Origin of the sequence: Streptomyces sp. NPDC014676 (genome assembly GCF_043084105.1) — a bacterium.
Lineage (GTDB): Bacteria > Actinomycetota > Actinomycetes > Streptomycetales > Streptomycetaceae > Streptomyces.
Window position 1 is genome coordinate 160,242 of record NZ_JBIBZI010000010.1, and the last position, 25,668, is coordinate 185,909.

Below are 25,668 nucleotides of genomic sequence, written 5' to 3' on the forward strand. Positions count from 1 at the left end.
CCCCGACAACCGGTCTCTGCCCCCGCGGCGGCGGACCGGCGACGATCGGGTCATGGACATCTCCGGAAACACCATCTTCATCCCCGGCTCCACCAGCGGCATCGGTCTCGCCCTCGCCCTCGAGCTGAAGGCCAGGGGGAACACCGTCATCGTCGGCGGCCGACGCACCGAGCTGCTGGAACGGATCGCGGCCGAGCACCCGGGCATCGGCACCGTGCGGATCGACACCACGGACGCCGCGAGTATCACCTCCGCCGCCAAGCAGGTGCTGGACAGTCACCCGGACCTCAACGTCCTCGTCACCATGGCCGGCGTGATGCGCGTCGAGGACTGGCGCGATCCCGCGTCGTTCCTCGCCTCCGCGGAGTCCACGGTGACGACGAACGTGCTCGGTCCGATCCGTCTGATCGCCGCGTTCGTCGAGCACCTGCAGGCGCGGCCGGACGCCACGATCATGACCGTCTCCTCGGGCCTGGCCTTCGCGCCGCTCAAGGCCACGCCGAGCTACAACGCGTCGAAGGCGGCGATCCACATGCTCAGCGAGTCCATCCGGCTGCAGTTCGCCGGCACCTCGGTGAAGGTCGTGGAACTCGAACCGCCGTCCGTCCGCACCGCGCTGCTGCCCGGGCAGGAGGACAACGAACACGCCATGCCGCTCGACGAGTTCGTCACCGAGGTGATCGGTCTGATCGAGACCCGGCCCGACGCGAAGGAGATTCAGGTCGAGCGCGTGAAGTTCCTGCGCTACGGCGAGGCCCGCGGCGACTACGACCAGGTCGTCGAGACGCTCAACGGCACCGACCCGCACGGGAAGTAGGCCAAACCCACTCACCGTCCTCGTCCACGTCCTCGGGATCCAGCAGGACGTAGGTGACGTCGGACTCGACGTCGAGCTGCAGCCCGCGCCGCCAGATGTCCACCTCCAGCCGCTCCTCGGGCCCGGCGTCCTCGGCCAGGTCCTCCTCGAACATGACCGCGAGTCCCGACTCGTCGTCGTGCCAGCGCGCGTCCGCGGTCCCCGCCAGCAGCGACACGAACCCGCCCGCGTGCCGCCACCCGTCACTGACCTTCAGGAACTCCCGGTACGAGGGCGGCATCCGCCGGCCGAGGCGCTTCTCCAGGGCCGCGATCCGCTCCTCGGACGCGGGCGGGAAACCCAGCCACCGCGCCTGCCGGGCGGCTTCGTCCGCTTCGTCCCGCGCCTCGCCGTCCGGCAGGGAATCCGCCCACTCCCCACTCCACTCGAGCAGGAACGGCCGCCAGCCGAAGGACGAGTTCTCCGTCATGCTCCGATGCTGTCACCCACCACTGACAGTCCGCCGGGATCAAGAACTGTCCGGCGGGGCGAGTGCCGGGAGTTCTCAGCCGAGGGCGATGTCTCCCGGGCGGGACGGCACGGCGTCCAGGACGGAGAGCGTCGCCTCGTCGAGCGTGACCGCTCCCGCCGCCACGTTCGCCTCCAGGTGTCCGGGGTCGGCCGTGCCGGGGATCAGCAGGATGTTGGGGGAGTGGTGGAGCAGCCAGGCCAGACCCACCTGTGCGGGGGTGGCTCCCAGCTCACGCGCGGCGGAGCGCACGGCGGGCTCGTCGGTCACCTTCGGCATACCGGCGAAGGCGCTGCCGAGCGGGAAGTACGGTACCCAGGCGACACCCTCCTCCCGGCACAGGCGGAGCATGTCCTCGTCGTCGCGGGCCAGCAGGCTGTAGGCGTTCTGCACGCAGGCGATGCCCGCGGGCAGGGCACCGCGCAGGACGTCCAGGGAGACACTGCTGAGGCCGATCGCGCCGATCTTGCCCTCGTCGCGCAGTGCGGTCATGACGGCGAGCTGGTCGTCGAGGGGGACGACCTGGTCCCCTTCGGCGCGCAGACCGGGGCCGGTGTCCGTACGACGGAGGTTGACCAGGGGGATCCGCTCCATCCCGAGAGTCGCCAGGTTGTCCTCCACACCTGCCCGCAACTGTTCGGGGCGCTGCGCCAGGCGGAGGGGGAGCGGGCCGTCGGGGTCGGGCTCGGCGCCGACCTTGCTGACCACCATGACGCCGTCCTCGGGGCGAACGGCCTCGCGGATGACCTCGTTGACGAAGCCGTGGCCGTAGAACTGGGCGGTGTCGATGTGGTCGATTCCCAGCTCGACGCAGCGGCGCAGCAACGCGACCGCCGCCGCGCGGTCGCCATGGAGGCGTTCCAGCTGCATCGCGCCGAAGCCGATCCGGGAGACGGTACGGCCCGCGAGCCGTCCGGTACCACCGGCGTGCCGCGTGCCGGACGCGGTGACCCGAGAAGAACGGGCGGGGGAAACCATGGGTGCTGCCCTCCGTGTGAGACCATGGGGAAGAAAAACGGAGTGACTCCGTTTCTCGTGTCACCGTAGCACTAACCGGAGGTCCTCCGTTTTGTCTGGGTCCGATTCCCCTGCCACCGGCCGCGACGCGGCGGCCCCGGACCGGCCGGCGCGCGCCGACGCGCGGCGGAACCGTGACAGACTGCTCGCCGCCGCCCGGGAAGCCTTCGCCGCCACACCGGACGCCGTCCCGCTGGACGCGATCGCCCGTGCGGCCGGCGTCGGCATCGGCACGCTGTACCGGCACTTCCCGACCCGCGAGGCGCTGGTGGAGGCCCTCTACGCCGCCGAACTCGACGAGGTCGTCTCCAGCGCTCCGGCGCTCCTCGCCGAACTCGAACCCTCGGCCGCCCTGCGCGCCTGGATGACCAGGTACGCGGAGTTCTTCAGGATCAAGCGCGGCATGTCCGACACGCTGCGCGCGGGCTGGGCCTCGGGCAGCATCGCCACGCCCGCCACACGCGAACGCATCACGGCCGCCATCGCCGAGATGCTGAGCAGCGGCGCGGAGGCCGGCTCGCTGCGCTCGGACGTCGATCCCGACGACGTCACGATGATGCTCCTGGGCGTCTTCCTCTCGACCACGGCGATCGACTCACCGGAGAGGGTCGGCCCGCTCCTCGACCTGCTGGTCGACGCACTGCGCCCGGCCCCGGGACCGAACGGCCGCTGAAGTCCCCCCGCTGGGCCGCCGGGCCGCCCGGCTCAGGAGCGGGCCGCGGGGGAGTTCTGCTCCAGGCGGGTGCGCAGTGTGGCGGCGAAGTCCTCGGCGCGGGCGAGCTGGACGCGGAGCCTGGCGACCTGCTCGCCGGCGGCCTGCTCGTAACCGCGGACGCGCTCCAGCAGGTTCTCCCGCTCCTCGGCGCCGAGTTCCGTACCGGCGTCGAGGCGGTCGGTGGCGTCCAGCAGTTCGCGCATCTGCTCGAGGGAGAAACCGAGCGGCTTCATGCGGCGGATCACCATGAGCCGCTGCACGTCGTTGTCGGTGTAGAGGCGGAAGCCGCCCTGGGAGCGGGCGGAGGGGATGACCAGTCCGGCCTCCTCGTAGTGCCGGATCGTGCGCAGGGACAGCTCCGTACGCGCGGCGACCTCGCCGATCTGCATGTGCTTGCCGTCCACGCCCGTGTCCCTGTTCCTTCCCCTTGTGGCGGACCGCGTCCCGTGCGACCCCACCGATCTCTACTCTAACGTTAGGGTAGAGTTGATGACGGTGAGGGCGGCCCGGCTGCCCCGCTGCTGCCGTTCCGGGGCCGATGGCGCCCCCGGCGAAGATCCGATTCTTGCAGGAGAGAGCGTGCGCGAGCCCATGACGCCGATCGCCGCCGCCTGCCCGCCGTGACCCTTCGCCCTCGGATGTGAGCCGCCCGGCCGCCCGCACGTGCCGCCTCGCCTCGCGTCCCCCCCCCCCTTTCGACTTCCGGCCCGCTCCGCGGGCCGTCCGCGGGGCGCCGGCCCGGCCCCCGCGTGTCCTTCCCGCACGCCCCGGCCTGCCGATGGGGTGTGCCCGAGCACGACAGGTACACATCCTCTTGTCCTCCGCTGCTGTGACCCCTGCCGCGCGGCTGCGCGGCCTCAAGCCGGACTGGCTGAACGACCCGAAGGTCTGGCGCACCGAGGTGCTGGCCGGCCTGGTCGTCGCCCTGGCCCTGATCCCCGAGGCGATCTCGTTCTCGATCATCGCCGGTGTCGATCCCGCGATCGGCCTGTTCGCCTCCTTCACGATGGCCGTGACGATCGCGGTCGTCGGCGGCCGACGGGCGATGATCTCCGCCGCCACCGGCGCCGTCGCCCTGGTCATCGCACCCCTGAACCGCGAGCACGGCTTCGGCCACCTGGTCGCCGCGGTGATCCTCGCCGGTGTCTTCCAGGTCGTCCTGGGCGCGCTGGGGGTGGCGAGGCTGATGCGGTTCGTCCCGCGGTCGGTGATGGTCGGTTTCGTCAACGCGCTCGCCATCCTCATCTTCATGGCCCAGGTCCCCGAGATGCGGAACGTGCCCTGGGTGGTCTACCCGCTGATCACCGCCGGGCTGGCGCTGATGGTGTTCTTCCCCAAGGTCACCACCGTGATCCCGGCGCCGCTGGTCTCCATCGTCGTCCTGACCGTCGTCACGGTCGCGGCCGGGATCGCCGTGCCGACCGTCGGTGACAAGGGAGCCCTGCCGTCCTCGCTGCCCGTTCCCGGCCTGCCGGACGTGCCGTTCACCCTGGACACCCTGACGACGATCGCCCCCTACGCGTTCGCGATGGCACTGGTCGGTCTGATGGAGTCGCTGATGACCGCGAAGCTGGTCGACGACATCACCGACACCCACTCCGACAAGACCCGGGAGTCCATCGGCCAGGGCGTCGCCAACATCGTCACCGGCTTCTTCGGCGGCATGGGCGGATGCGCCATGATCGGCCAGACCATGATCAACGTGAAGGTCTCCGGAGCCCGCACCCGCCTGTCGACCTTCCTCGCGGGCGCGTTCCTGATGGTGCTGTGCATCGTCTTCGGCCCCGTCGTCTCCGACATCCCCATGGCCGCCCTGGTCGCCGTCATGGTCATGGTGTCGTTCGCGACGTTCGACTGGCACTCCGTCGCCCCGAAGACCCTCAAGCGGATGCCCGCGGGGGAGATCACCGTCACGGTGGTCACCGTGGCCTGCGTCGTGGCCACCCACAACCTCGCCGTCGGTGTCGTCGCCGGGTCGATCACCGCCATGGTCGTCTTCGCCAAGCGCGTCGCCCACCTCGCCGAGGTCACCGCGGTGGTCGACCCGGACGGCAGCACGGTGGTCTACCGGGTCACGGGCGAACTGTTCTTCGCCTCCTCCAACGACCTCGTCGGCCAGTTCGACTACGCGGGCGATCCCAAGAAGGTCGTCATCGACCTGTCTGCGGCGCATGTCTGGGACGCCTCCTCCGTCGCGGCTCTGGATGCGATCGAGACGAAGTACGCCCAGCGCGGCAAGAGCGTCGAGATCATCGGCCTGAACGACCCCAGCGCCCAGTTGCACGGCAGGCTCAGCGGTGAACTGGCCGCCGGCCACTGACCGTGCACGGCCGGCGGGCCGTACCCACCTGGACGGCGGAGGCGTGGTTCACACGAAGGCGATGGCCGCTCCGGTCGCGACCGAGGCCTTCGCGGCCCGCAGGAGCTGCAGGCAGACGTACGACTCGACACCGTGACGCCGCCATCCTTCCGCGGCGGGCTCCTCGGCGTCGGCGGCTTCGAAGACCTCCTCGGAGTGCGGATCCAGGTCCTCGGGAAGACCGAGGGCTTCGGCGAGCCGCCGGGTTTCCGCGAGCAGCCGTACCGACGAGCCGAGGCAGCCGCCCGGCGCCTCGTCGTCGACGACGACGTGGGCGAAGTCGACGGGGACGTAGTAGCCCCCGCAGTCCGAATGATGGACGAGATGGTCGAACGGTCCCGGAGGATCACCGGGAGGAGTCTCGTAGACCTCGCGCAGGAGCGGGTCGTCGACCGCACGCGAGCCCTCGCCCAACGGCTCGGGCAGGCGCCCGCCCGCCGCGAGGTGGACGGCGAGACGGCGAACGGTGTGCAGGCCCGAGTAGCCCCACGCCTCGAACTCCTCGCTCTTCGCCCCGGCCGGACCGGGCTCGGCCCACCGCGGCAGTCCCGCACGCTCCAGCAGCCCGCCGATCGCGGCGAAGTCGGCGCGGACCATGTCGGCGTGGTCGTCCTCGGCGTCGACGAGCACACCGACGACCATGTTCAAGCCCATGGCCTGATTCTGCCACCGGTACGACGGCGCGCCGTCCGCCCTCCGGCAACGACGGGTCGCGTCGACAGCCGATCGCGGATCGACCACGATCGCGTGCGGTGAAGCCGCGGGACGGGGGTACCGGCTGGGTGACGCGTGACGGTGCGGCTCGGGAGGGCGACGATGGAAGAGATGGGTCAGTTGCGACAGCTCAGGGCCTTGTACGCGGGCGGTGTGGCCGCCTGGGCCCTCTGCCTGTTGCTGACCCTGGTTCAGGAACACGGGTCGGCACGGCAGGTCGTGGTGTTGCTGGGCCTGCTCGCCGTCTTCCTCGTCCTGCTGCTGTGGTCGACCTGGTGCCTCTGGGAAGCCGGGAGGCGCCGTTCGCCGGACCGGCAGGGAGACATGGCGGACACGCGGCTCGAGCGGTCCTGACGGGAACGGCGGCAGGCCCGGTGCGGGCGGATCCGCGGACGAACGACGACCAAGGCGGTGCCGTCGCGTCCGTCGGCCGCACCGAGGCGGGGAGGGCGTCGCCCGGTGGCCGGGACACCGTGTCCCGGCCGGGCGGCCCGTGCCCGTGCGGGCGATGCGGCGGTGACGGGGACGCGGCCGGATCGCGCACCCCCACCGGCCGGCTCGTCCCCGGCCCGGCCGGTGACCCATGGGCCGGGTCTCACCGGCCTCGACGACCGCCGGGCCGGGGCCGGTTCCGTGTCTTCTCACGATCACGGGCCCGGCCGGAAGTGACAGCACGGGTGGGGTCCCGGGGCCGGCCGGCCGGGTTCTCGTACGGGGCTGCCTGCCGGCCGGCAAGCCCGGGGCCGCCGGCGCGTCTGTGAGCGTGACGGGCGGGCATACGGGCTTCATCCCTATGAGAGGAGCTCGTTCATGCTCGGTATGGTCGCGGCGGTGCTTTTCTTCATCGCGTTCCTGATCAACGCGGCGGAGATCGGCACCAACGACGTGTTCTCTTCGGTGAACGTCATGCTGCTGGGGCTGACCGCCCTGGCCCTGCACGTGGCGGGAGTCGGGACCGGCTGGTCCCGCCGGCGCTGACCGGTCCCGCGCGGGTCCGGTACAGGTGTCACCGGGCCCGCGCCGTCCCGCCCGCCGCGGCCCCCGGTCGCACCGGCCGGGCGCCTCGACGGCGGGAGCGGGAAACGGAGGAGTCCTCGCCGCGCGTGGGTGGAAGCGTCAACAGCCAACACCTCGCCCAGGACAGGCAAAAGCGCTTCCCATGGCCGCCGCACCACCGCGGACGGCAACGGCGTGTGAGAACGGCCTTTCAGCCGATGCGAACCCCCGTGCCGCCGACCCGGACGCGCGGGTCACCCGCGCGCAGTGTCACCGTGAGCCGGCCCGGACGGCCCAGGTCCTCGCCCTGGTGCAGGGTGAGAACGGCGTCCTCGGGGACGAGTCCGAGCTCGCGGGCGTACGCCCCGAACGCGGCGGCCGCGGCGCCGGTCGCCGGGTCCTCGACGACGCCGCCGACGGGGAACGGGTCACGGACGTGGAAGACGGTGGCCGATTCCCGCCACACCAACTGGACGGTGGTCAGGTCCAAGCGGTGCATGAGGGCTTCGAGGCGCGCGAAGTCGTACGAGAGATCCGCGAGGCGGGCGCGCGTGGCCGCCGCGAGAACGAGATGACGGGCGCCGGCGAACGCGATACGGGGCGGGAAGGCCGGATCGAGATCGGCGGCCGGCCAGCCCAGGGCGGCGAGCGCCTCCGCGAGGCCGGCGTCGGCGATCTCCTCGACGTGCGGCTCCACGCTGGTGAGCGTGGCCCTGACCGTCCCGCCCTCCTCGGTCACCTCCACCGGCACGGTGCCGGCCCGCGTCGCGAACACCAGCTTCCCCGGGCCTGTCCGCTCGGCGAGCGCGACGGCGGTCGCGACGGTGGCGTGTCCGCAGAACGGCACCTCGGCCTTGGGGCTGAAGTAACGGATGCCGTACGTCCGTCCCCGCGGACCGTCGAGGTCCTTCGGGGGCGCGGTGAGGAACGCGGACTCCGAGTACCCGAGGCCGGCGGCGATGGCCAGCATGTCCCCGTCGTCCAGAGCGGCGGCGTCCAGAACGACGCCGGCGGGGTTCCCGCCGTCGGGGCTGCTGGAGAAGGCGGTGTATCGCAGGACTTCGGGCCGCGGCGCGTTCGTCGTCATGCTCGCGGCAACGTGACGCGAGCCCGCGGCTATTCCTGGACGCGGGGCGGCTCGCGCACAAGCGGTTGCCCGCCGGCGGTGGCGGTGGACGCGATGTCCGGCATGACGGCCCAGGCGCGCCCGCCGCGGCGGGAAGGGACGAACGAGTACCGCCGGGCCTCGCCACCGTGCGGTCCGCATCGTCACACGGGAGACACCGGCGCAGGAGTGCGCTGTGAGCGCCGCCGTCCGAAGCCGGACGGACCGCCGGACCGTCCGTCCGGATCGGCGTTCTCGTTCCGCTGCCCCGGCCCGGCCGGGCCGAGCGTCCGCCGGGCATCCGGGGCCCGCGTCCTGCGGGGCCACCTCACGCCACGCGGCGGGACCCTCGTCGAAGGATCCTTCACACCGGCCGGGAGTCCGGCGGGCGAGGCGGTCCCATAAGCTCGTGCGGGGAAGCGTCGGATGCCAGGTGTGTGCCTTGAGGAGGCGACAGTGCTCGGAGGGAGCGCGCGGTTGCTCGCGGGTGCCGCGATCGTGGCCTGCATGGTGCTCCTCGGGCCCAGTGCGCCGAGCGGAGTCCCCTTCGCCCGGCCACTGCCCGACGGTGCCGTCGGCGACGTCGTGCCGAACCGGGTCATGACGTGGAACCTCTGCAACCCCTGCGAGACGAGCAACGTGGACCGGGCGGCGGAGATCGCGACGTACGCGCCCCAGGTCGTCGGCCTGCAAGAAGCGTGCGTACGTGACGTCGAGAGGATCCGGGACTACCTGAGGCGCCTTTACGGGCTGGTGTATCACGTCGAGTACGGGACGGTCCTGCGGAACTGGGGCCGCTGCGGGGGAGTTCCGTGGAGTCCGGGAGGCTTCGGCCAGGCGATCCTCTCGGCGGCACCGATGACGGACCGCGTCCATGCGGAGTACCCCGACGGAGGATCCGAGGACCGCGGGTACATGGCGGTCACCACCACGGTGGGCGGCCGGTCCGTACGGGTCTTCAACACGCACCTCGCCGAACGACGTCAGGAAGAGGTGAGGGCGGACCAGGCCGGTGTACTCGCCGAGGTCATCGCCCGGCACGACCGCACGATCGTTCTCGGAGACTTCAACGCCGTGCCGGACGCTCCTGAACTCTCCCCGATCTGGGCACTGGCCGAGGACACGGATCCCCAGTGTCTGCCCTCGTACGCCGGCACCTGCGAGACGACCACCGACTGGCACAGCAAGTTCGACTACGTCTTCCTGCGGGGCGTCACCCCGCTCGGACACAGCGTGGAGCCCACCCCGTACTCGGACCACCACATGCTGCACACCGACGTGGACATGACCTAGTACGTTCCCGCCGCCTTCCCCGGCTTCGCATGGGCCGAGCCGCGGATCCTCGGAACCGGGTGTGACCGGCCGTCACGGCCCGCCCTCGCCCCGGCCCGCGGGGAGTCGACCACGTCGTCGTGGAGCTCGGTCCGCAGGGCCGGGACGTCGTCCTGGTGCCGGGCCCTGAGCCCGGCCTCGCGTTCGCGGTGACGGCGGGTGGGGGGCGTCGCCGGTCACTCCGGGGTTCGCCGGGCGCGGGCGGCGCGGGCGCGGTCGCCGCAGCGGGTGGAGCACCAGTGGCGCCGCCCGTGAGTGCGGACGAGGAAGCGGTCGCAGGGTGCGGAGCCGCAGGCTGCGAGCAGGCCGGCGTCCCGGCCGGTGAGCAGGTCGGCGGCGTCGGCGGCGAGGGCCGCCAGCGCGTGGCCGACGGCCTGGTCGGTGGGGTGCGCCTGGACGCGGCGCGGTCCCCGCGCTCCGTCCCAGGCGAGCAGGGGAGCGGTGGGTACGGCGGTGAGCGCCTCGTTGACGGCCCGCAGGGACTGCTCGGGCGGGGCGGTGCCGTCGACGCGGGCGGCGAACAGGGCCCGCACATGGCCGCGCAGCGTACGCATCCGCTGTGCGCACACCTCGTACAGCTTGACGTCCGGGGCGGTCAGGCCGTGGGCGGCGAGCCAGCGCATGGCGGACTCGGGGGTGGCGAGCAGGTCGTAACGCCGGCCGGCGGGGAGGGCCGCGGTGGTGTCGGCGAAGTCGAGCGAGCGGTACCGGTCGGCGCCCGGAGCCGGGGGCAGCGCGGTGGGTGTGCTGTCGACGACCGTGTTCTCTTCCACGTGCTCATGGTAACGCTTGCGTTTTTCCGTGATGTCTCCCTATCGTGAGTCACGGAAAAATGGACTTGTATCCGTGACCAGCCAGGAGTGATCCGCATGTCCCCGTACGACGCCGAGCAGATCCAGGTCCGCACATTGGGCGGCCCCACCGCCTTCTTCGAGTACGGGGGCCTGCGTTTTCTGACCGATCCGACCTTCGACGGCCCCGGCGATCACCCCTCGGCGGGCCCGACCCTGACCAAGACCGCTCCCGCCGGCGCCACCCCCGCCGAACTCGGCCCCGTCGACGTGGTCCTGCTCTCGCACGACGAGCACGCCGACAACCTCGACACGTCCGGACGCGCCATGCTCGCCGACGTCCCGCTCACCCTCACCACCCCCGGCGGTGCACAGCGGCTGGGAGGCACGGCCAGAGGTCTGGCCGACTGGGAGCCGGTCGACCTGAACCGGCCCGACGGAGGCACGGTCACCGTCACCGGCGTTCCCGCCGTCCACGGTCCTGGCCTCCGTGAGGAGGTCGAGCCGGTCACCGGCCAGGTCGTCGGCTTCGTGCTCACCGGGGACGGCCTGCCCACGGTCTACGTCAGCGGCGACAACGCATCCCTCGACGCGGTCAAGGAAATCGCCGGGCGTTTCGCCCCGTTGGACGTCGCCGTTCTCTTCGCCGGGGCTCCCCGCTTCCCCATGCTCTTCGACGGTGGGCCGATCGTCCTCGACAGCGCCCAGGCAGCCGAAGCCGCACGGATCCTCGGCGCCCGCCGGGTCGTCCCCGTCCACCACGACGGCTGGGCCCACTTCACCGAGGGCCGCGACGAACTGGAGGCCGCCTTCACCGCCGCCGGCCTGGCCGACCGGCTGGACGAGAACTGGGTTCAGCGCGCCTGAACCCGCCGGGTCACGCCAGGACATGGGTGGGTGCCCCCCGTCTTCGGACGGGGGGCACCCACCCATGTCCTGGCGGTTCGCCCTGCGCGGGTCGCGCCGGCCGTCGGGCTGTTATGCGTGGGCGTGCCCGCGACCATGGCCACGCCCGTGCCCCCGGCCGGTGAACAGCCGGTACAGCGCCAGCAGGATGACGGATCCGACGATGGCCGCGATCCAGGTGGACAGCTCGAAGAAGCCGTCGATCGAGTCGACCCCGAAGATCACCTTGCCGAGGAATCCTCCGAGCAGTCCTCCGGCGATACCGATGAGCATGGTGATGATGATTCCGCCCGGGTCCTTGCCCGGCATGAGCGCCTTGGCGATCGCTCCGGCGAGCAGGCCGATGACTATCCACGCGATGATGCCCATCACACACTCTCCTTGCAGTCGGTTCGCCGTACGTGTGTCCCCGAATCGCTTCTCCTAACCGACTCGTGTGCGGTCGGCGTGACCGGCTCGCATCAGGCCCCGCGTCGCCAACCTCCGCCGGAAAAGGGCGTTTTCGCGCTTTTCCGAGGGGCACACGGGTCGCCGGTCCGCCGTCGTCCGGTGGACGAGCGGCAGTCGTCGAGGAGATAGGGGATCCACATGCGTCGCAGGGGGACGAAGGTGGCCGCGATCACGGTCGCCGCGGTCATGGGGAGTGTGCTGACGGGGTGCGGGGACGACAGCGGGTCGACGGATGCGAAGGACGGCGCGTCGTCGAGCGCCGGCAGGAGCGACGGGAGCCAGGACCGGAGCACGACAGCGGTACGAGCGGCCTACGGGAAGACGGCCGAAGCCGGGTCGGCCCGGATGACGATCAGGATGAGGCTCGCCGCGGAGGGCGAGACGATCACGTCGGACGGCAAGGGCGTCCTCGATCTGGCCGAGGGCGACAGCGTCATGACCGTCAATGCGCAGGGCGAGAGCATCGAGCAGCGCGTGGTCGACGAGGTCCTGTACCAGAAGGCCCAGGGCCGGAACGCCCCGGGCGGCAAGCCCTGGACCAAGATCGACCTGCGGAAGGCCGCCGCCCAACAGGGCGTGAACGACCCGCGGATCGGCGACCCGGCCCGGACCGCGGCCTATGCCGAAGCGATCACCGACAAGGACGTCACAGAGGTCGGCACCGAGAAGGTCGACGGCGTCGACACCACCCGTTACCGGGTCTCGGTGGACGTGAACGAGCTGCCGGGCGGTGACCGGATGCGCGAGCAGCTCGGCCCGACGCTGCCGATGCAGGTCTGGCTCGACGACGAGGGGCGGATCCGTCGCCAGCAGGTGGACATGACCGTCAAGGCCCCGGCCTCCGCCTCCGCGAAGCCGGACGGCGGCGCGGCGCCGCAACAGCTCGAGATGAGCACCGTGATGGAGTTCTCGGACTTCGGCGCCGAGGCCGACGCCGAGGCCCCGCCGGCCGGACAGGTGGCCGACCTGACGGACAAGGCCCTCCAGCGGAGCCGGCAGCGGGGCTGAGCCGCGGACACCCGGCCGGTGGGAACGGCCGGGCGGGTCTCACCTCCTGACCCGCCGACGTCCTCGTACGGGCACAGGGAACCCGGGGCGACCGGTGGGCCGTTGCTCCGCCTTCCCGCCCGGAGCCGTCACCGGCACCCCTGCCGCAGCGCGTTCTCCGTCATGCCGCCCCAGGGCCCCCGCACCTCGGCAGGTGCGTTCCGCCGCGTACGCGGGCTTCCGTTCTCCCCGCCGGCGTACGGTCGTCGGAGACGTCCCGCGGGCGGGGCGGCAGCTCGCTCCCCTCCTCGCGGACGTCCTGACGGATGGGAGCGGACGCCTGCGGGAGCGTCACCGCCGTGCGGGTGCGGGAGAGGGGACGCCGTCAGCGGGTGCGGTGGGTGGCCGGGGGGCGGACGAAGGCGGGGTTGCCGGTCACCGTGCGGGCGTGGGCCAGGAGCCGTGTCTCGATCTCGGCCGCCGTCGCGGTGCCGATCAGCAGGTCCATGGCGTAGCCGTCCTCCAGGGCGACGAAGGACCTGCCCAGCGCGCGGGGGGCGGCGGTGAGCGTGAAGTGTCCGTCGTCCTCGCCGTGCGCGAGGACCTGGCGGTACAGGTCGGTCTGCTGGTCGACGAAGACCTGGTGCGCCCGGCCGACCGCCTCATTGCGCAGGGCGACGGGGAAGAGTTCGAACAGCAGCCGGGTGCTCCGCTCGCCCGCCCCCGGCCACGGCACTCCGCTGTGGATGCACGCCCGAAGCTGTTCCACCGGCCCCTCGGCCGCCGTGATCGCCTCTTTGCGGGTGTCGAAGTAGGTCGCGGCAGCGTGCTCGAAGACCGCTGAGAAGAGTTCCTGCAGGTCGGAGTAGTAGTAGAGCACGGAGGCCGGAGTGACCTGTGCTTCCGCGGCCACGTCCCGCAGCTTGAGGGCGGTCGCCCCCGTGCTGATGACGGCCCGTGCGGCCGCGTCGATCAGCTGGGCACGCCGTTCCGCCTGGTTCCTCGGTCGGGGCATGGTCCACATGCTCGCACACGCGGTCTCTTTTCCCGGCGCACACCCATTGACCCCCGGCGGATTCGTTAACTAAATTTCGTTTAATTAATCCGCTCACACACCTGGTGCTCCATGTCGCGTCCTCTTCCCCTTGTGATGGCCCAGGCCGCCCGGCGTCCCGCCGACGACCTGGACGGCTTCGCCGCCGATGTCGCCCGGCGCACGCGGGGCCTGCCCGCACAGCCGCTGGTCGTCTATCCCGAGCTGCACCTGTGCGGCGCCCCGAGCGGCTCCCCGCTGGATCCCGCGGACCTGCCGGAGGCCACCGCCGAACCGCTGGACGGCCCCCGTGACACCGCGCTCGCGCGGATCGCCGCCGACCTCGGGGTGTGGCTGGCCCCGGGCAGCGTCTACGAACGCGGTGACGACGGACGTATCCGCAACACCGCCGTGGTGTACTCCCCGCGCGGCGAGCGCGTCGCCACCTACCGCAAGGTCTTCCCCTGGCGGCCCTACGAGACCACGGTCCCCGGCGACGGGTTCACCGTCTTCGACATGCCCGGCGTCGGCCGTATCGGCCTGTCGATCTGCTACGACGCGTGGTTTCCCGAGACGACCCGCCACCTCGCGTGGATGGGGGCGGAGCTGGTGCTCAACTTCGTCGAGACCGGCACCAGCGACCGGGCCCAGGAGATCGTCCTCGCCCGGGCCAACTCCATCGTCAACCAGGTCTTCACCGCCAGCGTGAACTGCGCGGCCCCCGTGGGCACCGGGCGCAGCCTGCTGGTCGACCCCTCCGGCACCGTCCGCTCGCAGGCTCCGGACGACGGCGACACGTCCCTCACCGATGTCGTCGACCTCGACGAGGTGAGTAACATCCGGCAGTTCGGCACCGCGGCCCTGAACCGTCCCTGGCAGCAGTTCCGGCCCGATGACAGCCCGCTCGCCCTGCCCCTCTACCAGGGCCGTATCGACCCCGCCACCTGGAGCGGCCGTACCCGCCCCGGCTCCGCCCCCGCCCCTGGAGAGAGCACACCATGACCGGTCAGCCCACCCGGATGAGAGGCAACCTCGGTCTCCTGTCCATCGTCCTGTTCGGCCTCGCCTACATGGCCCCGGCCGTCGTCACCTCCACCTTCGGCGTCATCGCCGCGACCAGCCACGGTGCCGCCCCCGCCGCGTACCTCGTCGCGACCGGTGCGATGCTGCTGACCGGCCTCAGCTACGCCAGGATGGCCCGGATCATCCCGTCCTCGGGATCCGTCTACACCTACGCGCGGCGCATGCTCGACTCGCGGTTCGGCTTCCTGGCCGGCTGGGCGATGCTCCTGGACTACCTGTTCCTGCCCATGGTGGCCTTCCTGGTGCAGTCGATCTACCTGCACGCGCAGTACCCGTCGGTACCGCAGTGGCTCTGGCTGGTGATCAACATCGTGGCGGCCACCGCCGTCAACGTCATCGGCCTCAAGGTCGCCGACAAGGTCAACAAGACGTTGCTGATCGCCGTCACCGGCTGCCTGCTGGTCCTGGCCGTGCTCTGCGTCCGCCACGGCTTCGGCCACGGCGGGGCCGCGGCGGCCGGACACGCCCTCTGGAACAGCTCCACCAGCATGTCCGCGATCACCGCGGCCGCGGCCGTCGCCGCCTACGCCTTCCTCGGCTTCGACGCCGTCAGCACCCTCAGCGAGGAGGCGCGGGACCCCCGGCGGACCATCCCGCGCGGCATCGTCCTCACCGTACTGGCAGGAGGCGTGATCTTCGTGGCGCTCTCCTTCGTGATGCAGTGGGCCCACCCCGGCGGCACCTTCGCCGACGAGTCCTCGGCCGGCTACGCCGTCTTCACGCTCGTCGGCGGCCAGGGCTTCGCCGACGTCGCGAACACCGTCACCATGCTCGGCGGCTTCGCCTCCTGCGTGGCCATCCAGGCCAGTACCAGCCGCCTGATGTTCGTCATGGGCCGTGACAACGTCCTTCCCCGCCCCGTCTTCGGACGTCTGCACGCCAAGCTGCTCACCCCGGTGCCGAACGTCCTCATCGTGGCCGCGGTCGCGCTGCTCGCGATGAACCTGTCCCTGGCCGACGCCACCTCGTTCATCAACTTCGGCGCGTTCCTCGGTTTCACCCTGGTCAACATCTGCGTCATCGCCCACGCCGTACGGCAATGGCGCTCCGGGAACCGCCCCTCACTGCTCGGCTTCGTGCTCCTCCCCCTGGCCGGTGCGGCCGTCGACGTCTACCTGATCACCCAACTCGGCTCCACCGCGACCGAACTGGGACTGCTCTGGCTCGCCATCGGTGTCGTCTACCTCGCCGTCATCACCAAGGGCTTCCGCCGCCCCACACCCGAACTCCGGCCCGACTCCGAGGACTCCGCCACGGCCTCGCACTGACAGGACGGCCCCGCGCGGCGTCCGTGGCCGCGCGGGGCGTACGGAGTCCCTTCGCGTGTCCGCCTGCCCCGGGGTTTCCTCATCCGTGCAGGCGCCGGTCGATTCTTTCCCGTACCTGGTGCCACAGCCGCGTGTGATGACCGGGGTTCATTCCCTCGGCGGCGAACACGGCGTCGGCGAAGCTGTCCGCGTCGGCGGGCGGTGCCTCCCGCAGACGCTGCTGCTCGTGGGGCGGGAGGCAGAAGCCGAGGTCGACACAGAGTTCGTGGAGGAGTTCCCGTATCCCGTCCTCCGGGTCGCGTGGCGTCATGGAACGGCATGGTGGCACGCCCGGACACGGGGCGTCACGGAATATGAGGCGACGCCCCGGGTCCGAGGGGCGCCGGGTGACAATGACCGTCGTGACGTCCCTCCACACCAACCCGCTCTTCGCCCGGCTCGCCGATTCCGAACGGATCCTGGTCGCGGGCGCGGGCGGCGGTTTCGACATCTACTCCGGCCTGCCGGTGGCCCTCTCCCTCCTGCACCAAGGGAAGGAGGTGCACCTCGCGAACCTCTCCTTCAGCGCGCTCGCCGGTCTTCCAGCCGACGACTGGGCCGCTGACGACCTCGCCGTCATCACTCCCGACTCCGCCCCGCACCAGAGCTACTTCCCGGAGCGGACCCTCGCCCAGTGGCTGCGCCGGCACGGCTACCCGCCCACCGTGTACGCCTTCCCGCAGACCGGCGTACGCCCGCTGCGCGCCGCTTACCAGGCACTGACCGAACTGCACGGCATCGACGCCGTGGTGCTGGTCGACGGCGGCACCGACATCCTGTTGCGCGGTGACGAGGCCGGTCTCGGCACACCGGAGGAGGACCTGGCCAGCGTGGCGGCGCTCGCCGCGCTGGACGGCATACCGAACCGGGTCGTGGTGTCCGTCGGGTTCGGCGTGGACGCCTACCACGGCGTGAACCACGTACAGGTCCTGGAGAACATCGCCGCCCTGGAGCGCGACGGCGCGTACCTCGGCGCGTTCTCGATACCACGCGCCACCCGCGAAGGCGCCCTGTACCTGGACGCGGTGGCGCACGCCCAGCACCACACCCCCGAGCACCCCAGCATCGTGAACGGCTCGATCGCGGCAGCCGTGCGCGGCTCGTTCGGCGACGTCCGGTTCACCGACCGCACGCGGGGCAGCGAGTTGTTCGTGAACCCGCTGATGTCCCTGTACTTCGCCTTCGACCTGCCGGGCCTGGCTGTCCGGTGCCTCTATCTGGACCGCATCGAGGACACCTACCTGATGCGCCAAGTCCACTCCCGGATCGCGGAGTTCCGCGAATCCACGGTGACCCGCCCGCCCCGCACCTTCCCCCACTAGCGACCGGACCGGCCGCGGACGGCCTCCGGAGGACGCGGAGAAGTCCGGCACGGAGGTGCGGCCGCGCGAGGCCCCGACGGGACGGTGCCGCAGCCAATGACGCGGCATGTCTCTTCGGGGAACCGACGCCTGCCGGGACGACGACACACTGCCTGCGCCGGTCCGGCAGGCCGTCGATGCGGCGGGTACGCACGGCTTCGCGTTCTCCCGCGGGCCCGACGGCGGGGGCCGGGCCAAGGGCGACGGAACCGCGGACCCCGCTCGCCCGCTCACCACCGGCGGCCCGGTCATGACCGACGACTTCACCCCGGCCACGACGTGGCCACCCCGCTTCGACGGCGGACCCCGACCGCGCCGGCCGGCCCGGGAACGCCCCGGAACCGCCGGCCGGAGCTGGGACGCGGGTGCGCGTCCGCGGTGCGGTCAGCCGACGGTCTGGGTGCCGATGACGGAGAGCAGGCGCAGCTTGTCGTAGCTCTCGGAGCCGGGGGAGGCGGTGTAGACGAGGAGGTGGTGCGACTGGTCGGGGTCGAGGAGGAACTGGCAGTTCAGCTCCAGGGGCCCGACCTCGGGGTGGAGGAAGCGTTTGACCTGGCCGGGGCGGACGCCCACCTCGTGCGTGTCCCACAGCCTCCGGAACTCCTCGCTGCGCCCCAGGAGGAGCTCGGCGTAGTGGGCCGCGCGGGAGTCCGGGCCTCTCAGTGTGGCGATCTGGCGCAGTCCGGACGTGAACATGCGGGAGAGCAGGTCGTGGTCCCGCGGTGCGTACAGCGCGCGGGTGGCCGGGAGGGTGAACCAGCGGTAGCCGATGCTGCGTTCCGGTCCGGTGAACCGGGTGGTGTCGCCGGTCAGGGCCACACCGAGCGGGGTCTGGCGCAAGGTCTCCCCGAGTTCGGTGACGATCTCGGCGGGGGTGTCGGCCAGACGGTCGAGGATGCGCAGCAGGCCGGGGCCGATGTGCTCGCCGGCCGTGCCGCGGACGGGTGGGTTGTGTCCGCCCAGACGGAACAGATGGTCACGCTCGTCGAGGGAAAGACGCAGGCCCTGCGCGATCGAGGCGATCATCTGTTCCGAGGGCTGCGGTCCGCGTTCCCGTTCCAGCCGCGCGTAGTAGTCGGTCGACATGTGGCACAACGCCGCCACCTCCTCGCGGCGCAGGCCGCTGGTCCTGCGGCGCTGTCCCCGCGGGAGTCCGACGTCCTCGGGCTGCAGCAGTTCCCGCCGACGCCGGAGGAAGGCGGCCAGCCCGGCCCGATCGATCTCCATGGGTCCTCTCCTTCGTGCCGTTTCCCTTTCTATCGCCGTCGCGGCGGCGCAGCCACGGATCGTCGATCCCCCTCTCCGCTGCCCAAGAGGGCCACAGCCTGCTCGACACCAGGCGCCGACCCGCGGAAACCGCGGAAGGCCGCCGTATCCCCGGCCTCGCGATCAGGGGATCGGCAGGCCCTGCACCGCGCCGGCGGATTCGGTCACGGTGGAAGCACCGACACCACGAGGGAGCGAACCCATGGCACGCACCGACACCGACATCACCGTCCCCGATCTGTCCGGCAAGCGCGCGGTCGTCACCGGAGCGAGCGACGGCATCGGACTCGGCATCGCCACCCGCCTCGCGGCCGCCGGCGCGGAGGTGCTCCTGCCGGTCCGCAACCCGCACAAGGGCGAGGCGGCGCTCGCCGCGATCCGTGCGCAGGTCCCCGACGCGGACGTGTCACCGCGCGCACTGGACCTGTCCGCGCTCACCTCCGTGGCCGCGCTGGGCAGGACCCTGCTGGCGGAGGACCGCCCGATCCACCTGCTCGTCAACAACGCCGGCGTCATGACACCGCCCGAGCGCCGGACGACAGCGGACGGATTCGAGCTGCAATTCGGCACCAACCACCTCGGCCACTTCGCCCTCGTCGCCCACCTGCTGCCCCTGCTGCGGGCCGGCCGGGCGCGCGTGACCTCGCAGATCAGCGTCGCGGCGAACCGGAACGCCATCAACTGGGACGACCTCAACTGGGAACGCTCCTACGGCGGCATGCGCGCCTACAGCCAGTCGAAGATCGCCCTCGGGCTCTTCGCCCTGGAACTCGACCGCCGCAGCGCGGCCGGTGACTGGGGCATCACCAGCAACCTGTCCCACCCGGGCGTCGCCCCCACGAACCTGCTCGCCGCCCGCCCCGAAATGGGCCGCGGGAAGGACACCCTGGGCGTACGCGTCATCCGCGCCCTGTCCGCCCGGGGCGTCCTCCTCGGCACGATCCGCACCGCACCACTGTCCGCGCTGTACGCGGCCACGTCGCCGCACGCCGAACGCGGAGCGTTCTACGGCCCCGGCGGCCCGGGCCACCTGGGCGGCCCGCCCGCGCAGCAGAGGCTCTACAGCCGTCTGCGCGGCACGGACGACGCCCGTCGGATCTGGGAACGGTCCGAGGAACTGTCCGGGGTGCGCTGCGCGTGACGGCGAACGACCGGTCCACAGCGGAGCCCGCGCCGACGGCTACTGACCCGGTCCGGTCCTCGTCGACGACGTTCCCGTCGCATCCCGGGCCGGCTCCCGGCCGTGTCGACGACGCGCCCTTCACTCATGCGGGCCGGCCGGCGGCTCCAGCCGCGTTTCCGCCCCCGTGCGATACCTGGCCCCGCCGTGACGGCGCGTGGTCGGCGGGGAGCGTGCGGCACGGCCTACGAGCCCGGGGGAGCGGCGGAGGTCAGGAACGTGCGTCACGCGTACGGCCGGCGTGAGGTTCCGCATGGCTCGGACCTTGTCCCGCGGCCCGGTGTGCCGGCCGGCAGCGTCCGGAGTTCTTCCGCGTCGCGCGGAGGCTGCCGGATCCGCGGCGCGCCGGGGAGGTCATGGGAAGCCCGCGGCGTGCTCCGTGCTAGTGTTGATTGTTTGCGGTGTCGCTGTGCCGGTGCCCCTGGCCGGTGACGGCGTCCTGCCGGGCCTTCCTCGGTACGGTCCCTCGGAGGAAGGCTTTCTGTGAGCGAATCAGCACGTACCGATGTCCGGCGGCAGGACCGTGTGCCCGAGGCGTCAGGGGCCGCTCCGGGGCTGCCCACGGTGACGTCCTTCGCACGGCTGGGGCTGCCGGCCGAGGTTCTGCGGGTGCTCGACGAGCACGGTGTGACCGTGCCCTTCCCCATCCAGGCCGCCGCGCTGCCGAACGCGCTCGCGGGACGGGACGTCCTGGGCCGGGGCCGTACGGGATCCGGCAAGACGCTCGCCTTCGGCCTGGGGATGCTCGCCCGGACGGCAGGGCGGCGCGCGCAGCCGAAAGAGCCGCTGGCGCTCGTTCTGGTGCCCACCAGGGAGCTGGCGCAGCAGGTCGGCGAGGCGCTCACCCCGTACGCCGAGGCGCTGCGACTGCGGCTCGCGACCGTGGTGGGCGGAGTGTCCGTCGGACGGCAGACCGCCGCGCTGCGGGACGGCGCCGAGATCGTCGTCGCCACGCCCGGCCGGCTGCACGACCTCGTCGAACGCGGGGGCTGCCGGCTGGGGCGTGTGCGCATCCTGGTCCTGGACGAGGCCGACCAGATGTGTGACATGGGGTTCCTGCCGCAGGTCACCGGGATCCTGGACCAGGTGCGCCCCGACGGGCAGCGGATGCTGTTCTCCGCCACCCTCGACCGTGACGTCGACCAACTGGTGCGGCGCTACCTGCGCGACCCCGCCGTCCACTCCGTGGACCCCTCGTCCGGCGCGCTCTCCGCGATCGAGCACCACGTCCTCGTCGTGCACGGCCCGGACCGGTACGCCGTGACCACGGAGATCGCCGCCCGGGACGGCCGCGCCCTGCTCTTCCTGGACACCAGGCACGGCGTCGACCAGCTCACACGGCATCTGCGGGCCAGCGGCGTGGCCGCCGCCGCCCTGCACAGCGGGAAGTCCCAGCCGCAGCGCACCCGGACCCTGGACCGGTTCAGGAACGGGCAGGTCACCGCGCTGGTGGCGACGAACGTCGCCGCACGGGGCCTGCACGTCGACGACCTCGACCTCGTGGTCAACGTCGACCCGGCCACCGACCCGAAGGACTATCTGCACCGCGCGGGCCGCACGGCGCGGGCCGGCCGCTCCGGCACCGTCGTGACGCTCGTCCTGTCGGGACAGCGCCGCGAGACGAGCCAGGTCATGGCGGACGCCGGCGTCGCCCCCAAGGTCACCAAGGTGCGGTCCGGCGAGGCGGAGCTGAGCCGGATCACCGGCGCCAGGGCCCCCTCCGGGGAGTCCCTCGACGGCGGGCCGGCCGTGGCGCGCCCCAAGAACCACAACGTCCCGTTCCGCGGCCTGGGCAGCGCCAAGGACGCGAAGAGCGGCTCCGGTGGCAGGCCGTCCCGCAAGAGCAGCGAGGCCCGCAAGCTCGCGGAGGCCCGCAAGGCGGCCCGGGTCCGGCGCGGCGGCTGACTCCGGCCGCCCGGACCGCCGGGTGGTGTCCTCGTCCACGAGCGACACCGCCGCGAAGCGACCCACCGGACCCGGACAGGTGAGCGCGTTGCCGGACGGTGAGGCACCCGCGTGCCTCGTGGCCGTCGCCGCCAAGGAACTCGCGGAGCCTCCCGACCGGGTACGCGCGGTGGAGACCGCTCTGAGCGGGATGGCCGTCCGAGCCGGTCGGAGACCCGGGGACGACCGGAAAGCCGGCCGGCACGCCGATCGCGCATCCGGTTCCGTTCCCCGCCACCGCCACGTCCGTCACGATCCGGCGCCGAACCCGAAGCCCTACGCGACCCAGCAGTAGACACCCTGGCCCTGGCACCGGGCGTCGCCGACGAGAGCGGCCAGATCTCCCAGGATCACTTCGGCGATCTCCGTGCCGATCACCTCGCCGTCCTCCGCACGCCGCGCGGCCCACGCGACAGCGACATCCCGCAACCGGGACCGCTCGGCGTCGGCGAGTGCGGCGGACAGCCGGGGCGAGACAGCGAAGACGACGCACCCGGCATCGTCCCGGCCGGCGACGATGCACGGCTCGCCGGCTTCGACGAGTTCCTCGAAACCGCCACCCACGAGAAGGCATTCCCACTCGACCACGGCCTCTTCGGCATCGAAGTTGCCGAAGGAGAGCGACTCGGCACGTCTCGGGCCGGTTCGAAGGGCCAGAGCGGCGGACGCGTCATCCGGCGCCATGAAGAACTCGACGATGGTGCTCACCACGGCATCATGCCCGACCGCCGGTGCCACCGACGCGGATCGCGGCCCGCTCCTGCCGGGACTCCGCCGCACGTGCCACGGCCTGTACGAACCCCAGGCTGTGCGGATGCGCGAGGCCGTCCCCGCCGGTGATGTCCACGGCACCGAGCAGCCGCCCGGTGCGGGGGTCGTGGACCGGGGCCGCCGCGCACGTCCACGGCTGTACGCGCCGCACGAAGTGCTCGGCCGCGAACACCTGGACCGGACGGCCCACGGCGACCGCCGTGCCCGGCGCGTTCGTCCCGACCGCGCTCTCCGACCACCGGGCGCCCGGCACGAAGTTCATCCGCCGCGCCTGCCGCAGCGTCGACGTGTGCCCCTCGACCCACAGCAGCCTGCCGTGCGCGTCGCACACCGCCAGCAGGTGCCGGCCGTCGGAGGCGAACGTGCCCAGCAACTCCCGGAACAGCGGCATCACACGCGCCAGCGGGTGCTCGGCCCGGCAGGCCCCGAGGTCGCTGCCCGTCAGTTCGATGTCGGCGGTGCCGTCCGGGTGCACCCCGGCGCGCGCCGAGCGCCGCCACGACTCGGCGACCACGCCGCGCACCGGGCGCGGCACCGTACCGGCCTCGGTGAAGGCATCGTGCGCCCGGTGCAGCACACGTACGCGCTCGGCAGGGTCGGCTCCTGGCTCCAGGGCCACCCAGGGATCGGTCACCATGGCCTCCCGCGGGGCGATGCGCTGGGGGACATCGTCGCCCGGCGCACGCGGGGCGACAACCGTGTCGACGAGGGCGGTCCCTGCCCGTCGCCGCCGGCACGGCGGTCCCCGGCTCCGGCGACCCGGCCGGCCGGCGTACGAGTGGCGGTGCCCGGTGCCGCGAGGAACACTTGCCGGACGGGCCGTCGCCGTTCGCCGGTCCGGGAACCGCCGGGTGAGACGTGGTCTCACGGCTGTATGTCACCAGGGAGACGCGCATGTCCTCGAAGAGGCGCCGCAAGAAGAAGTCGCGCCGCAACCACGCGGCGAACCACGGGAAGCGACCGCAGTCCTGAACGGGAGTACCGCCGGTGCGCCGGGATCCCCCGGACGGGGGCCGGGCAGGGCGAGGGCGACGGCAAGGGCGTCCGTTACTTGATCAGGGCGTTCGCCACGATGATCACCAGGCCGATCAGCATGTCGGTGATCCCGGCCCGGAGCGAAGCCGTCCATCCACGGCCCGCGCCGCGGGCTGTCCACGCGCCCCAGACGGCGAGCAGCAGGGTGTTGAGTACCAGGGCGGTGTTCACCGCCCTGGTCTCCGTCCACCAGGAGGGCACCGCGGTCAGCAGCAGTGCGACGGTGGGGACAGCCGCCACGACGACGGGCCACTCGGCGAGCATGGCGCGCAGCCCGGCCCGGGCACCGCCGCCGTCCGCCGACAACCGGTGTGCGACGACATGGGCGTAGCCGTGGGCGGCCGCGGAGGCGAGGGCGGTGAGCAGGACCCACAGCGCGTCGGAGCCGGGGTCGTCCGCCTCGCCGGGAGAATCGAGCGCGGCCGCCAGCGCACTGGCCAGGACCAGCCCGTAGACGCCGCTGAACAGCGTCGTCTCCGACGGCCGCCGCGATGTCGCCCGCCGCGGGGTGGCCGGTCGGTGGAAGCGGTGAGCACGGTGACGCATCGCCATCGCCTTCGTCTTCGCCTTCGCCGGGGACATGGAACGCGGCGTGATCGTTCCACGAGGCCGTCCCCCGGAAACCGCCGGTGATCCCGCGTGTGAGACTGAACCCGTGCTCGTTCAGCTCCTCGCGGCCATGGGTGTGCTCGCTGTCCTGACCACCGTGGTTCCCGGCCCGGACATGGCGGTGGTGACGAAGCGGGCCGTCACGTCCGGCCGGCAGGGCGGCCCGCGCACCGTCGGCGGCATCACGGCGGGACTGCTCGTCCGGCTCGGCGGCTACGTGCTGGTGCCGGCCAGGGCTCGTACCTTCTTCGAGAAGCCTGCCGTACGACGCGCCATGGACCGCGTCACAGGTGTCGTCCTGATCGGGTTCGGGGTCAGGGTCGCCACCTCCCGGCCCTGAGCGGAACGCCGGAACAGCCGCTCGGCCCACAGGCCGCGCCCGCGTCCGCTTCCCATGGTGCGTTCTTTTCGCACCGGGCGCGGGTTCGGTGGACGCGACGGCGTTCAGCGCGGTGTCGCCCAGCCGGGTGTCCAGGTCCCGGCGGCGTCGTGGCCCGCCGGCGCGGCGGCGAGATGGGCGCGGAGCACGGCCAGCGCGGGGTGGGGGTTGTCGCGGTGCCACAGGAGCGAGTGCGGGTAGACGGGGGTCGGGTCGGTGACCGGGATGCGGCGCAGGTCGTGGCCGGCGGGCCAGACGAGGCGGGTCCCCTCGCTCATGAGGGTGGCGAGGGCCGGGGTGTCGGCGACGGTGTCGAGGAGCGCGTCGGAGCCGAAATTGGGGCCGGTGGCTTCGATGGTGAGGCCGAACTCGGCGACGAGGTCGTCGTAGTAGGCGGCCCACTCGGTCCCGGGGACGATGCCGGGCATCCAGATCCGGTGCCCGGCGAGCTGCGCGACGGTCACCGACCGGGCGCCCGCCAGTGCGTGGGCGGGACCGGTGAGGAGCTGGAGCGGCTCGTCGAGCACCCGGACCGACTCGATGTCCTCGGGAAGGGGCCGGCCGGGCATGGCGACGGCACGGAAGGACGCGTCGATCGTTCCGGACCGGAGGGCGGCGACGGCCGTCTCGATGTCGAACAGCCACACCACGTCGAGGTCGATCTCGGGACGGGCCCGGTGGAAGGCGCGCATCAGGCCCGACGGCGCGCTGCGCGAGGCGATCACGTCGACGCGCAGCGGACGGTGGCCGGGGCGCACGGACGCCCGCGCGCGCTCGGCGACGCGCAGCAGTTCGCGTGCGTGGAGCAGGAACGCCTGCCCGTCGATGCTGAGCCGGGCGCCGCGGGCGGTGCGGATGAACAGCCGCACGCCGAGGTCGCGTTCCAGCGCGGCGATGCGCTTGGACACGGCCTGCTGGGTGACCGCCAGCTCGGCGGCGGCCTCCTGGAACCGCCCCGCGTCCGCGGCGGCGACGAAGGTCCGTACGGCGTCGAGGTCCACGC

The 25,668-nt window shown here is 72.3% G+C and carries 26 protein-coding genes and 2 pseudogenes; 14 read left to right on the forward strand and 14 right to left on the reverse strand.

Translation table 11 applies throughout. The features are described from left to right. The first annotated feature begins 52 nt into the window (after positions 1 to 52). On the forward strand, positions 53 to 817 hold the full coding sequence (locus ACF1DX_RS26465; RefSeq protein WP_391793632.1) for an SDR family oxidoreductase: 765 nt from the start codon (positions 53 to 55) through the stop codon (positions 815 to 817). 7 nt (positions 818 to 824) lie between these two features. On the opposite strand, the pseudogene ACF1DX_RS26470 reads toward ACF1DX_RS26465, so the two are convergent. Together ACF1DX_RS26470 and ACF1DX_RS26475 are read right to left on the reverse strand one after the other, a co-directional pair. Further along, positions 825 to 1,286: pseudogene (locus ACF1DX_RS26470) on the reverse strand (SMI1/KNR4 family protein); the annotation flags it as partial. Between the two features lie 75 nt (positions 1,287 to 1,361). Further along, positions 1,362 to 2,303 carry an aldo/keto reductase gene (locus ACF1DX_RS26475; RefSeq protein ID WP_391793633.1) on the reverse strand — a complete coding sequence of 314 codons (942 nt, stop codon included), beginning with the start codon at positions 2,301 to 2,303 and terminating at the stop codon, positions 1,362 to 1,364. 91 nt (positions 2,304 to 2,394) lie between these two features. On the opposite strand from ACF1DX_RS26475, the gene ACF1DX_RS26480 reads away from it, so the two are divergent. Further along, complete coding sequence (locus tag ACF1DX_RS26480; protein WP_391793634.1) at positions 2,395 to 3,015, forward strand: TetR/AcrR family transcriptional regulator; 621 nt, start codon at positions 2,395 to 2,397, stop codon at positions 3,013 to 3,015. 32 nt (positions 3,016 to 3,047) lie between these two features. Here the strand turns inward: ACF1DX_RS26480 and ACF1DX_RS26485 are convergent, their stop codons facing one another. Next, the gene (locus ACF1DX_RS26485; RefSeq protein ID WP_391793635.1) at positions 3,048 to 3,461 is read right to left on the reverse strand and encodes a MerR family transcriptional regulator; all 414 of its coding nucleotides are present in this window, start codon (positions 3,459 to 3,461) and stop codon (positions 3,048 to 3,050) included. Positions 3,462 to 3,835: 374 nt separating this feature from the next. On the opposite strand from ACF1DX_RS26485, the gene ACF1DX_RS26490 reads away from it, so the two are divergent. Next, positions 3,836 to 5,377 carry a SulP family inorganic anion transporter gene (locus tag ACF1DX_RS26490; protein ID WP_391793636.1) on the forward strand — a complete coding sequence of 514 codons (1,542 nt, stop codon included), beginning with the start codon at positions 3,836 to 3,838 and terminating at the stop codon, positions 5,375 to 5,377. 48 nt (positions 5,378 to 5,425) lie between these two features. On the opposite strand, the gene ACF1DX_RS26495 is transcribed toward ACF1DX_RS26490, so the two are convergent. Further along, on the reverse strand, positions 5,426 to 6,070 hold the full coding sequence (locus tag ACF1DX_RS26495) for a hypothetical protein (RefSeq protein ID WP_391793637.1): 645 nt from the start codon (positions 6,068 to 6,070) through the stop codon (positions 5,426 to 5,428). A 171-nt stretch (positions 6,071 to 6,241) separates the two neighbouring features. On the opposite strand from ACF1DX_RS26495, the gene ACF1DX_RS26500 reads away from it, so the two are divergent. Together ACF1DX_RS26500 and ACF1DX_RS26505 are read left to right on the forward strand one after the other, a co-directional pair. Further along, the gene (locus ACF1DX_RS26500) at positions 6,242 to 6,484 is read left to right on the forward strand and encodes a hypothetical protein (protein WP_391793638.1); all 243 of its coding nucleotides are present in this window, start codon (positions 6,242 to 6,244) and stop codon (positions 6,482 to 6,484) included. A 456-nt stretch (positions 6,485 to 6,940) separates the two neighbouring features. Further along, positions 6,941 to 7,108 (forward strand): hypothetical protein, encoded by a 168-nt coding sequence (locus ACF1DX_RS26505; protein WP_179167568.1) that lies wholly within the window; start codon positions 6,941 to 6,943, stop codon positions 7,106 to 7,108. Positions 7,109 to 7,337: 229 nt separating this feature from the next. Here ACF1DX_RS26505 and ACF1DX_RS26510 read toward each other — a convergent pair whose 3' ends face one another. Further along, complete coding sequence (locus ACF1DX_RS26510; RefSeq protein ID WP_391793639.1) at positions 7,338 to 8,213, reverse strand: PhzF family phenazine biosynthesis isomerase; 876 nt, start codon at positions 8,211 to 8,213, stop codon at positions 7,338 to 7,340. A gap of 444 nt (positions 8,214 to 8,657) precedes the next feature. Here ACF1DX_RS26510 and ACF1DX_RS26515 point away from each other — a divergent pair, with 444 nt between their 5' ends. Then, entirely contained in the window at positions 8,658 to 9,524 is an 867-nt protein-coding gene (locus tag ACF1DX_RS26515; protein ID WP_391793640.1) for an endonuclease/exonuclease/phosphatase family protein, read from the forward strand. Positions 9,525 to 9,739: 215 nt separating this feature from the next. On the opposite strand, the gene ACF1DX_RS26520 is transcribed toward ACF1DX_RS26515, so the two are convergent. Continuing rightward, positions 9,740 to 10,336, reverse strand: coding sequence for a CGNR zinc finger domain-containing protein (locus ACF1DX_RS26520; protein WP_391793641.1), 597 nt, complete (start codon positions 10,334 to 10,336; stop codon positions 9,740 to 9,742). Between the two features lie 96 nt (positions 10,337 to 10,432). Between ACF1DX_RS26520 and ACF1DX_RS26525 the strand changes: the two genes are divergently transcribed. Next, positions 10,433 to 11,221 (forward strand): MBL fold metallo-hydrolase, encoded by a 789-nt coding sequence (locus ACF1DX_RS26525; RefSeq protein WP_391793642.1) that lies wholly within the window; start codon positions 10,433 to 10,435, stop codon positions 11,219 to 11,221. A 111-nt stretch (positions 11,222 to 11,332) separates the two neighbouring features. Here the strand turns inward: ACF1DX_RS26525 and ACF1DX_RS26530 are convergent, their stop codons facing one another. Then, entirely contained in the window at positions 11,333 to 11,629 is a 297-nt protein-coding gene (locus ACF1DX_RS26530; RefSeq protein ID WP_391793643.1) for a GlsB/YeaQ/YmgE family stress response membrane protein, read from the reverse strand. A 219-nt stretch (positions 11,630 to 11,848) separates the two neighbouring features. Here ACF1DX_RS26530 and ACF1DX_RS26535 point away from each other — a divergent pair, with 219 nt between their 5' ends. Next, positions 11,849 to 12,718, forward strand: a complete 870-nt coding sequence (locus ACF1DX_RS26535) for a hypothetical protein (protein WP_391793644.1) — start codon at positions 11,849 to 11,851, stop codon at positions 12,716 to 12,718. 364 nt (positions 12,719 to 13,082) lie between these two features. Here the strand turns inward: ACF1DX_RS26535 and ACF1DX_RS26540 are convergent, their stop codons facing one another. Beyond that, complete coding sequence (locus ACF1DX_RS26540) at positions 13,083 to 13,712, reverse strand: TetR/AcrR family transcriptional regulator (RefSeq protein ID WP_391793645.1); 630 nt, start codon at positions 13,710 to 13,712, stop codon at positions 13,083 to 13,085. Between the two features lie 111 nt (positions 13,713 to 13,823). Between ACF1DX_RS26540 and ACF1DX_RS26545 the strand changes: the two genes are divergently transcribed. Both ACF1DX_RS26545 and ACF1DX_RS26550 read left to right on the forward strand, forming a co-directional pair. After that, on the forward strand, positions 13,824 to 14,732 hold the full coding sequence (locus ACF1DX_RS26545) for a carbon-nitrogen hydrolase family protein (RefSeq protein WP_391793646.1): 909 nt from the start codon (positions 13,824 to 13,826) through the stop codon (positions 14,730 to 14,732). Next, positions 14,729 to 16,081, forward strand: coding sequence for an APC family permease (locus ACF1DX_RS26550; RefSeq protein ID WP_391793647.1), 1,353 nt, complete (start codon positions 14,729 to 14,731; stop codon positions 16,079 to 16,081). Before ACF1DX_RS26545 ends, ACF1DX_RS26550 begins: the two co-directional genes overlap by 4 nt. Positions 16,082 to 16,160: 79 nt before the next feature. On the opposite strand, the gene ACF1DX_RS26555 is transcribed toward ACF1DX_RS26550, so the two are convergent. Then, entirely contained in the window at positions 16,161 to 16,391 is a 231-nt protein-coding gene (locus ACF1DX_RS26555; protein WP_391793648.1) for a hypothetical protein, read from the reverse strand. 91 nt (positions 16,392 to 16,482) lie between these two features. On the opposite strand from ACF1DX_RS26555, the gene ACF1DX_RS26560 reads away from it, so the two are divergent. Continuing rightward, entirely contained in the window at positions 16,483 to 17,442 is a 960-nt protein-coding gene (locus tag ACF1DX_RS26560) for a DUF1152 domain-containing protein (protein ID WP_391793649.1), read from the forward strand. Positions 17,443 to 17,865: 423 nt separating this feature from the next. On the opposite strand, the gene ACF1DX_RS26565 is transcribed toward ACF1DX_RS26560, so the two are convergent. Further along, positions 17,866 to 18,708, reverse strand: a complete 843-nt coding sequence (locus ACF1DX_RS26565) for a helix-turn-helix transcriptional regulator (RefSeq protein WP_391793650.1) — start codon at positions 18,706 to 18,708, stop codon at positions 17,866 to 17,868. 241 nt (positions 18,709 to 18,949) lie between these two features. Here ACF1DX_RS26565 and ACF1DX_RS26570 point away from each other — a divergent pair, with 241 nt between their 5' ends. Both ACF1DX_RS26570 and ACF1DX_RS26575 read left to right on the forward strand, forming a co-directional pair. Next, positions 18,950 to 19,888, forward strand: coding sequence for an SDR family oxidoreductase (locus ACF1DX_RS26570; protein ID WP_391793651.1), 939 nt, complete (start codon positions 18,950 to 18,952; stop codon positions 19,886 to 19,888). Positions 19,889 to 20,452: 564 nt separating this feature from the next. Next, positions 20,453 to 21,832: a DEAD/DEAH box helicase gene (locus ACF1DX_RS26575; protein WP_391793768.1), complete on the forward strand. Its 1,380-nt coding sequence runs from the start codon at positions 20,453 to 20,455 to the stop codon at positions 21,830 to 21,832. Between the two features lie 315 nt (positions 21,833 to 22,147). On the opposite strand, the gene ACF1DX_RS26580 is transcribed toward ACF1DX_RS26575, so the two are convergent. The 3 genes and pseudogenes from ACF1DX_RS26580 to ACF1DX_RS26590 form a co-directional block, all read right to left on the reverse strand. Continuing rightward, positions 22,148 to 22,579, reverse strand: a complete 432-nt coding sequence (locus ACF1DX_RS26580; protein WP_391793652.1) for a hypothetical protein — start codon at positions 22,577 to 22,579, stop codon at positions 22,148 to 22,150. Between the two features lie 55 nt (positions 22,580 to 22,634). Next, positions 22,635 to 23,276 (reverse strand): annotated as a pseudogene (locus tag ACF1DX_RS26585) (GAF domain-containing protein); the annotation flags it as partial. A gap of 413 nt (positions 23,277 to 23,689) precedes the next feature. Further along, positions 23,690 to 24,223 (reverse strand): hypothetical protein, encoded by a 534-nt coding sequence (locus ACF1DX_RS26590; RefSeq protein ID WP_391793769.1) that lies wholly within the window; start codon positions 24,221 to 24,223, stop codon positions 23,690 to 23,692. A gap of 109 nt (positions 24,224 to 24,332) precedes the next feature. Between ACF1DX_RS26590 and ACF1DX_RS26595 the strand changes: the two genes are divergently transcribed. Beyond that, on the forward strand, positions 24,333 to 24,626 hold the full coding sequence (locus ACF1DX_RS26595) for a hypothetical protein (RefSeq protein ID WP_391793653.1): 294 nt from the start codon (positions 24,333 to 24,335) through the stop codon (positions 24,624 to 24,626). A 104-nt stretch (positions 24,627 to 24,730) separates the two neighbouring features. Here ACF1DX_RS26595 and ACF1DX_RS26600 read toward each other — a convergent pair whose 3' ends face one another. After that, positions 24,731 to 25,666, reverse strand: coding sequence for a LysR family transcriptional regulator (locus tag ACF1DX_RS26600; RefSeq protein ID WP_391793654.1), 936 nt, complete (start codon positions 25,664 to 25,666; stop codon positions 24,731 to 24,733). Positions 25,667 to 25,668: the final 2 nt, after the last annotated feature.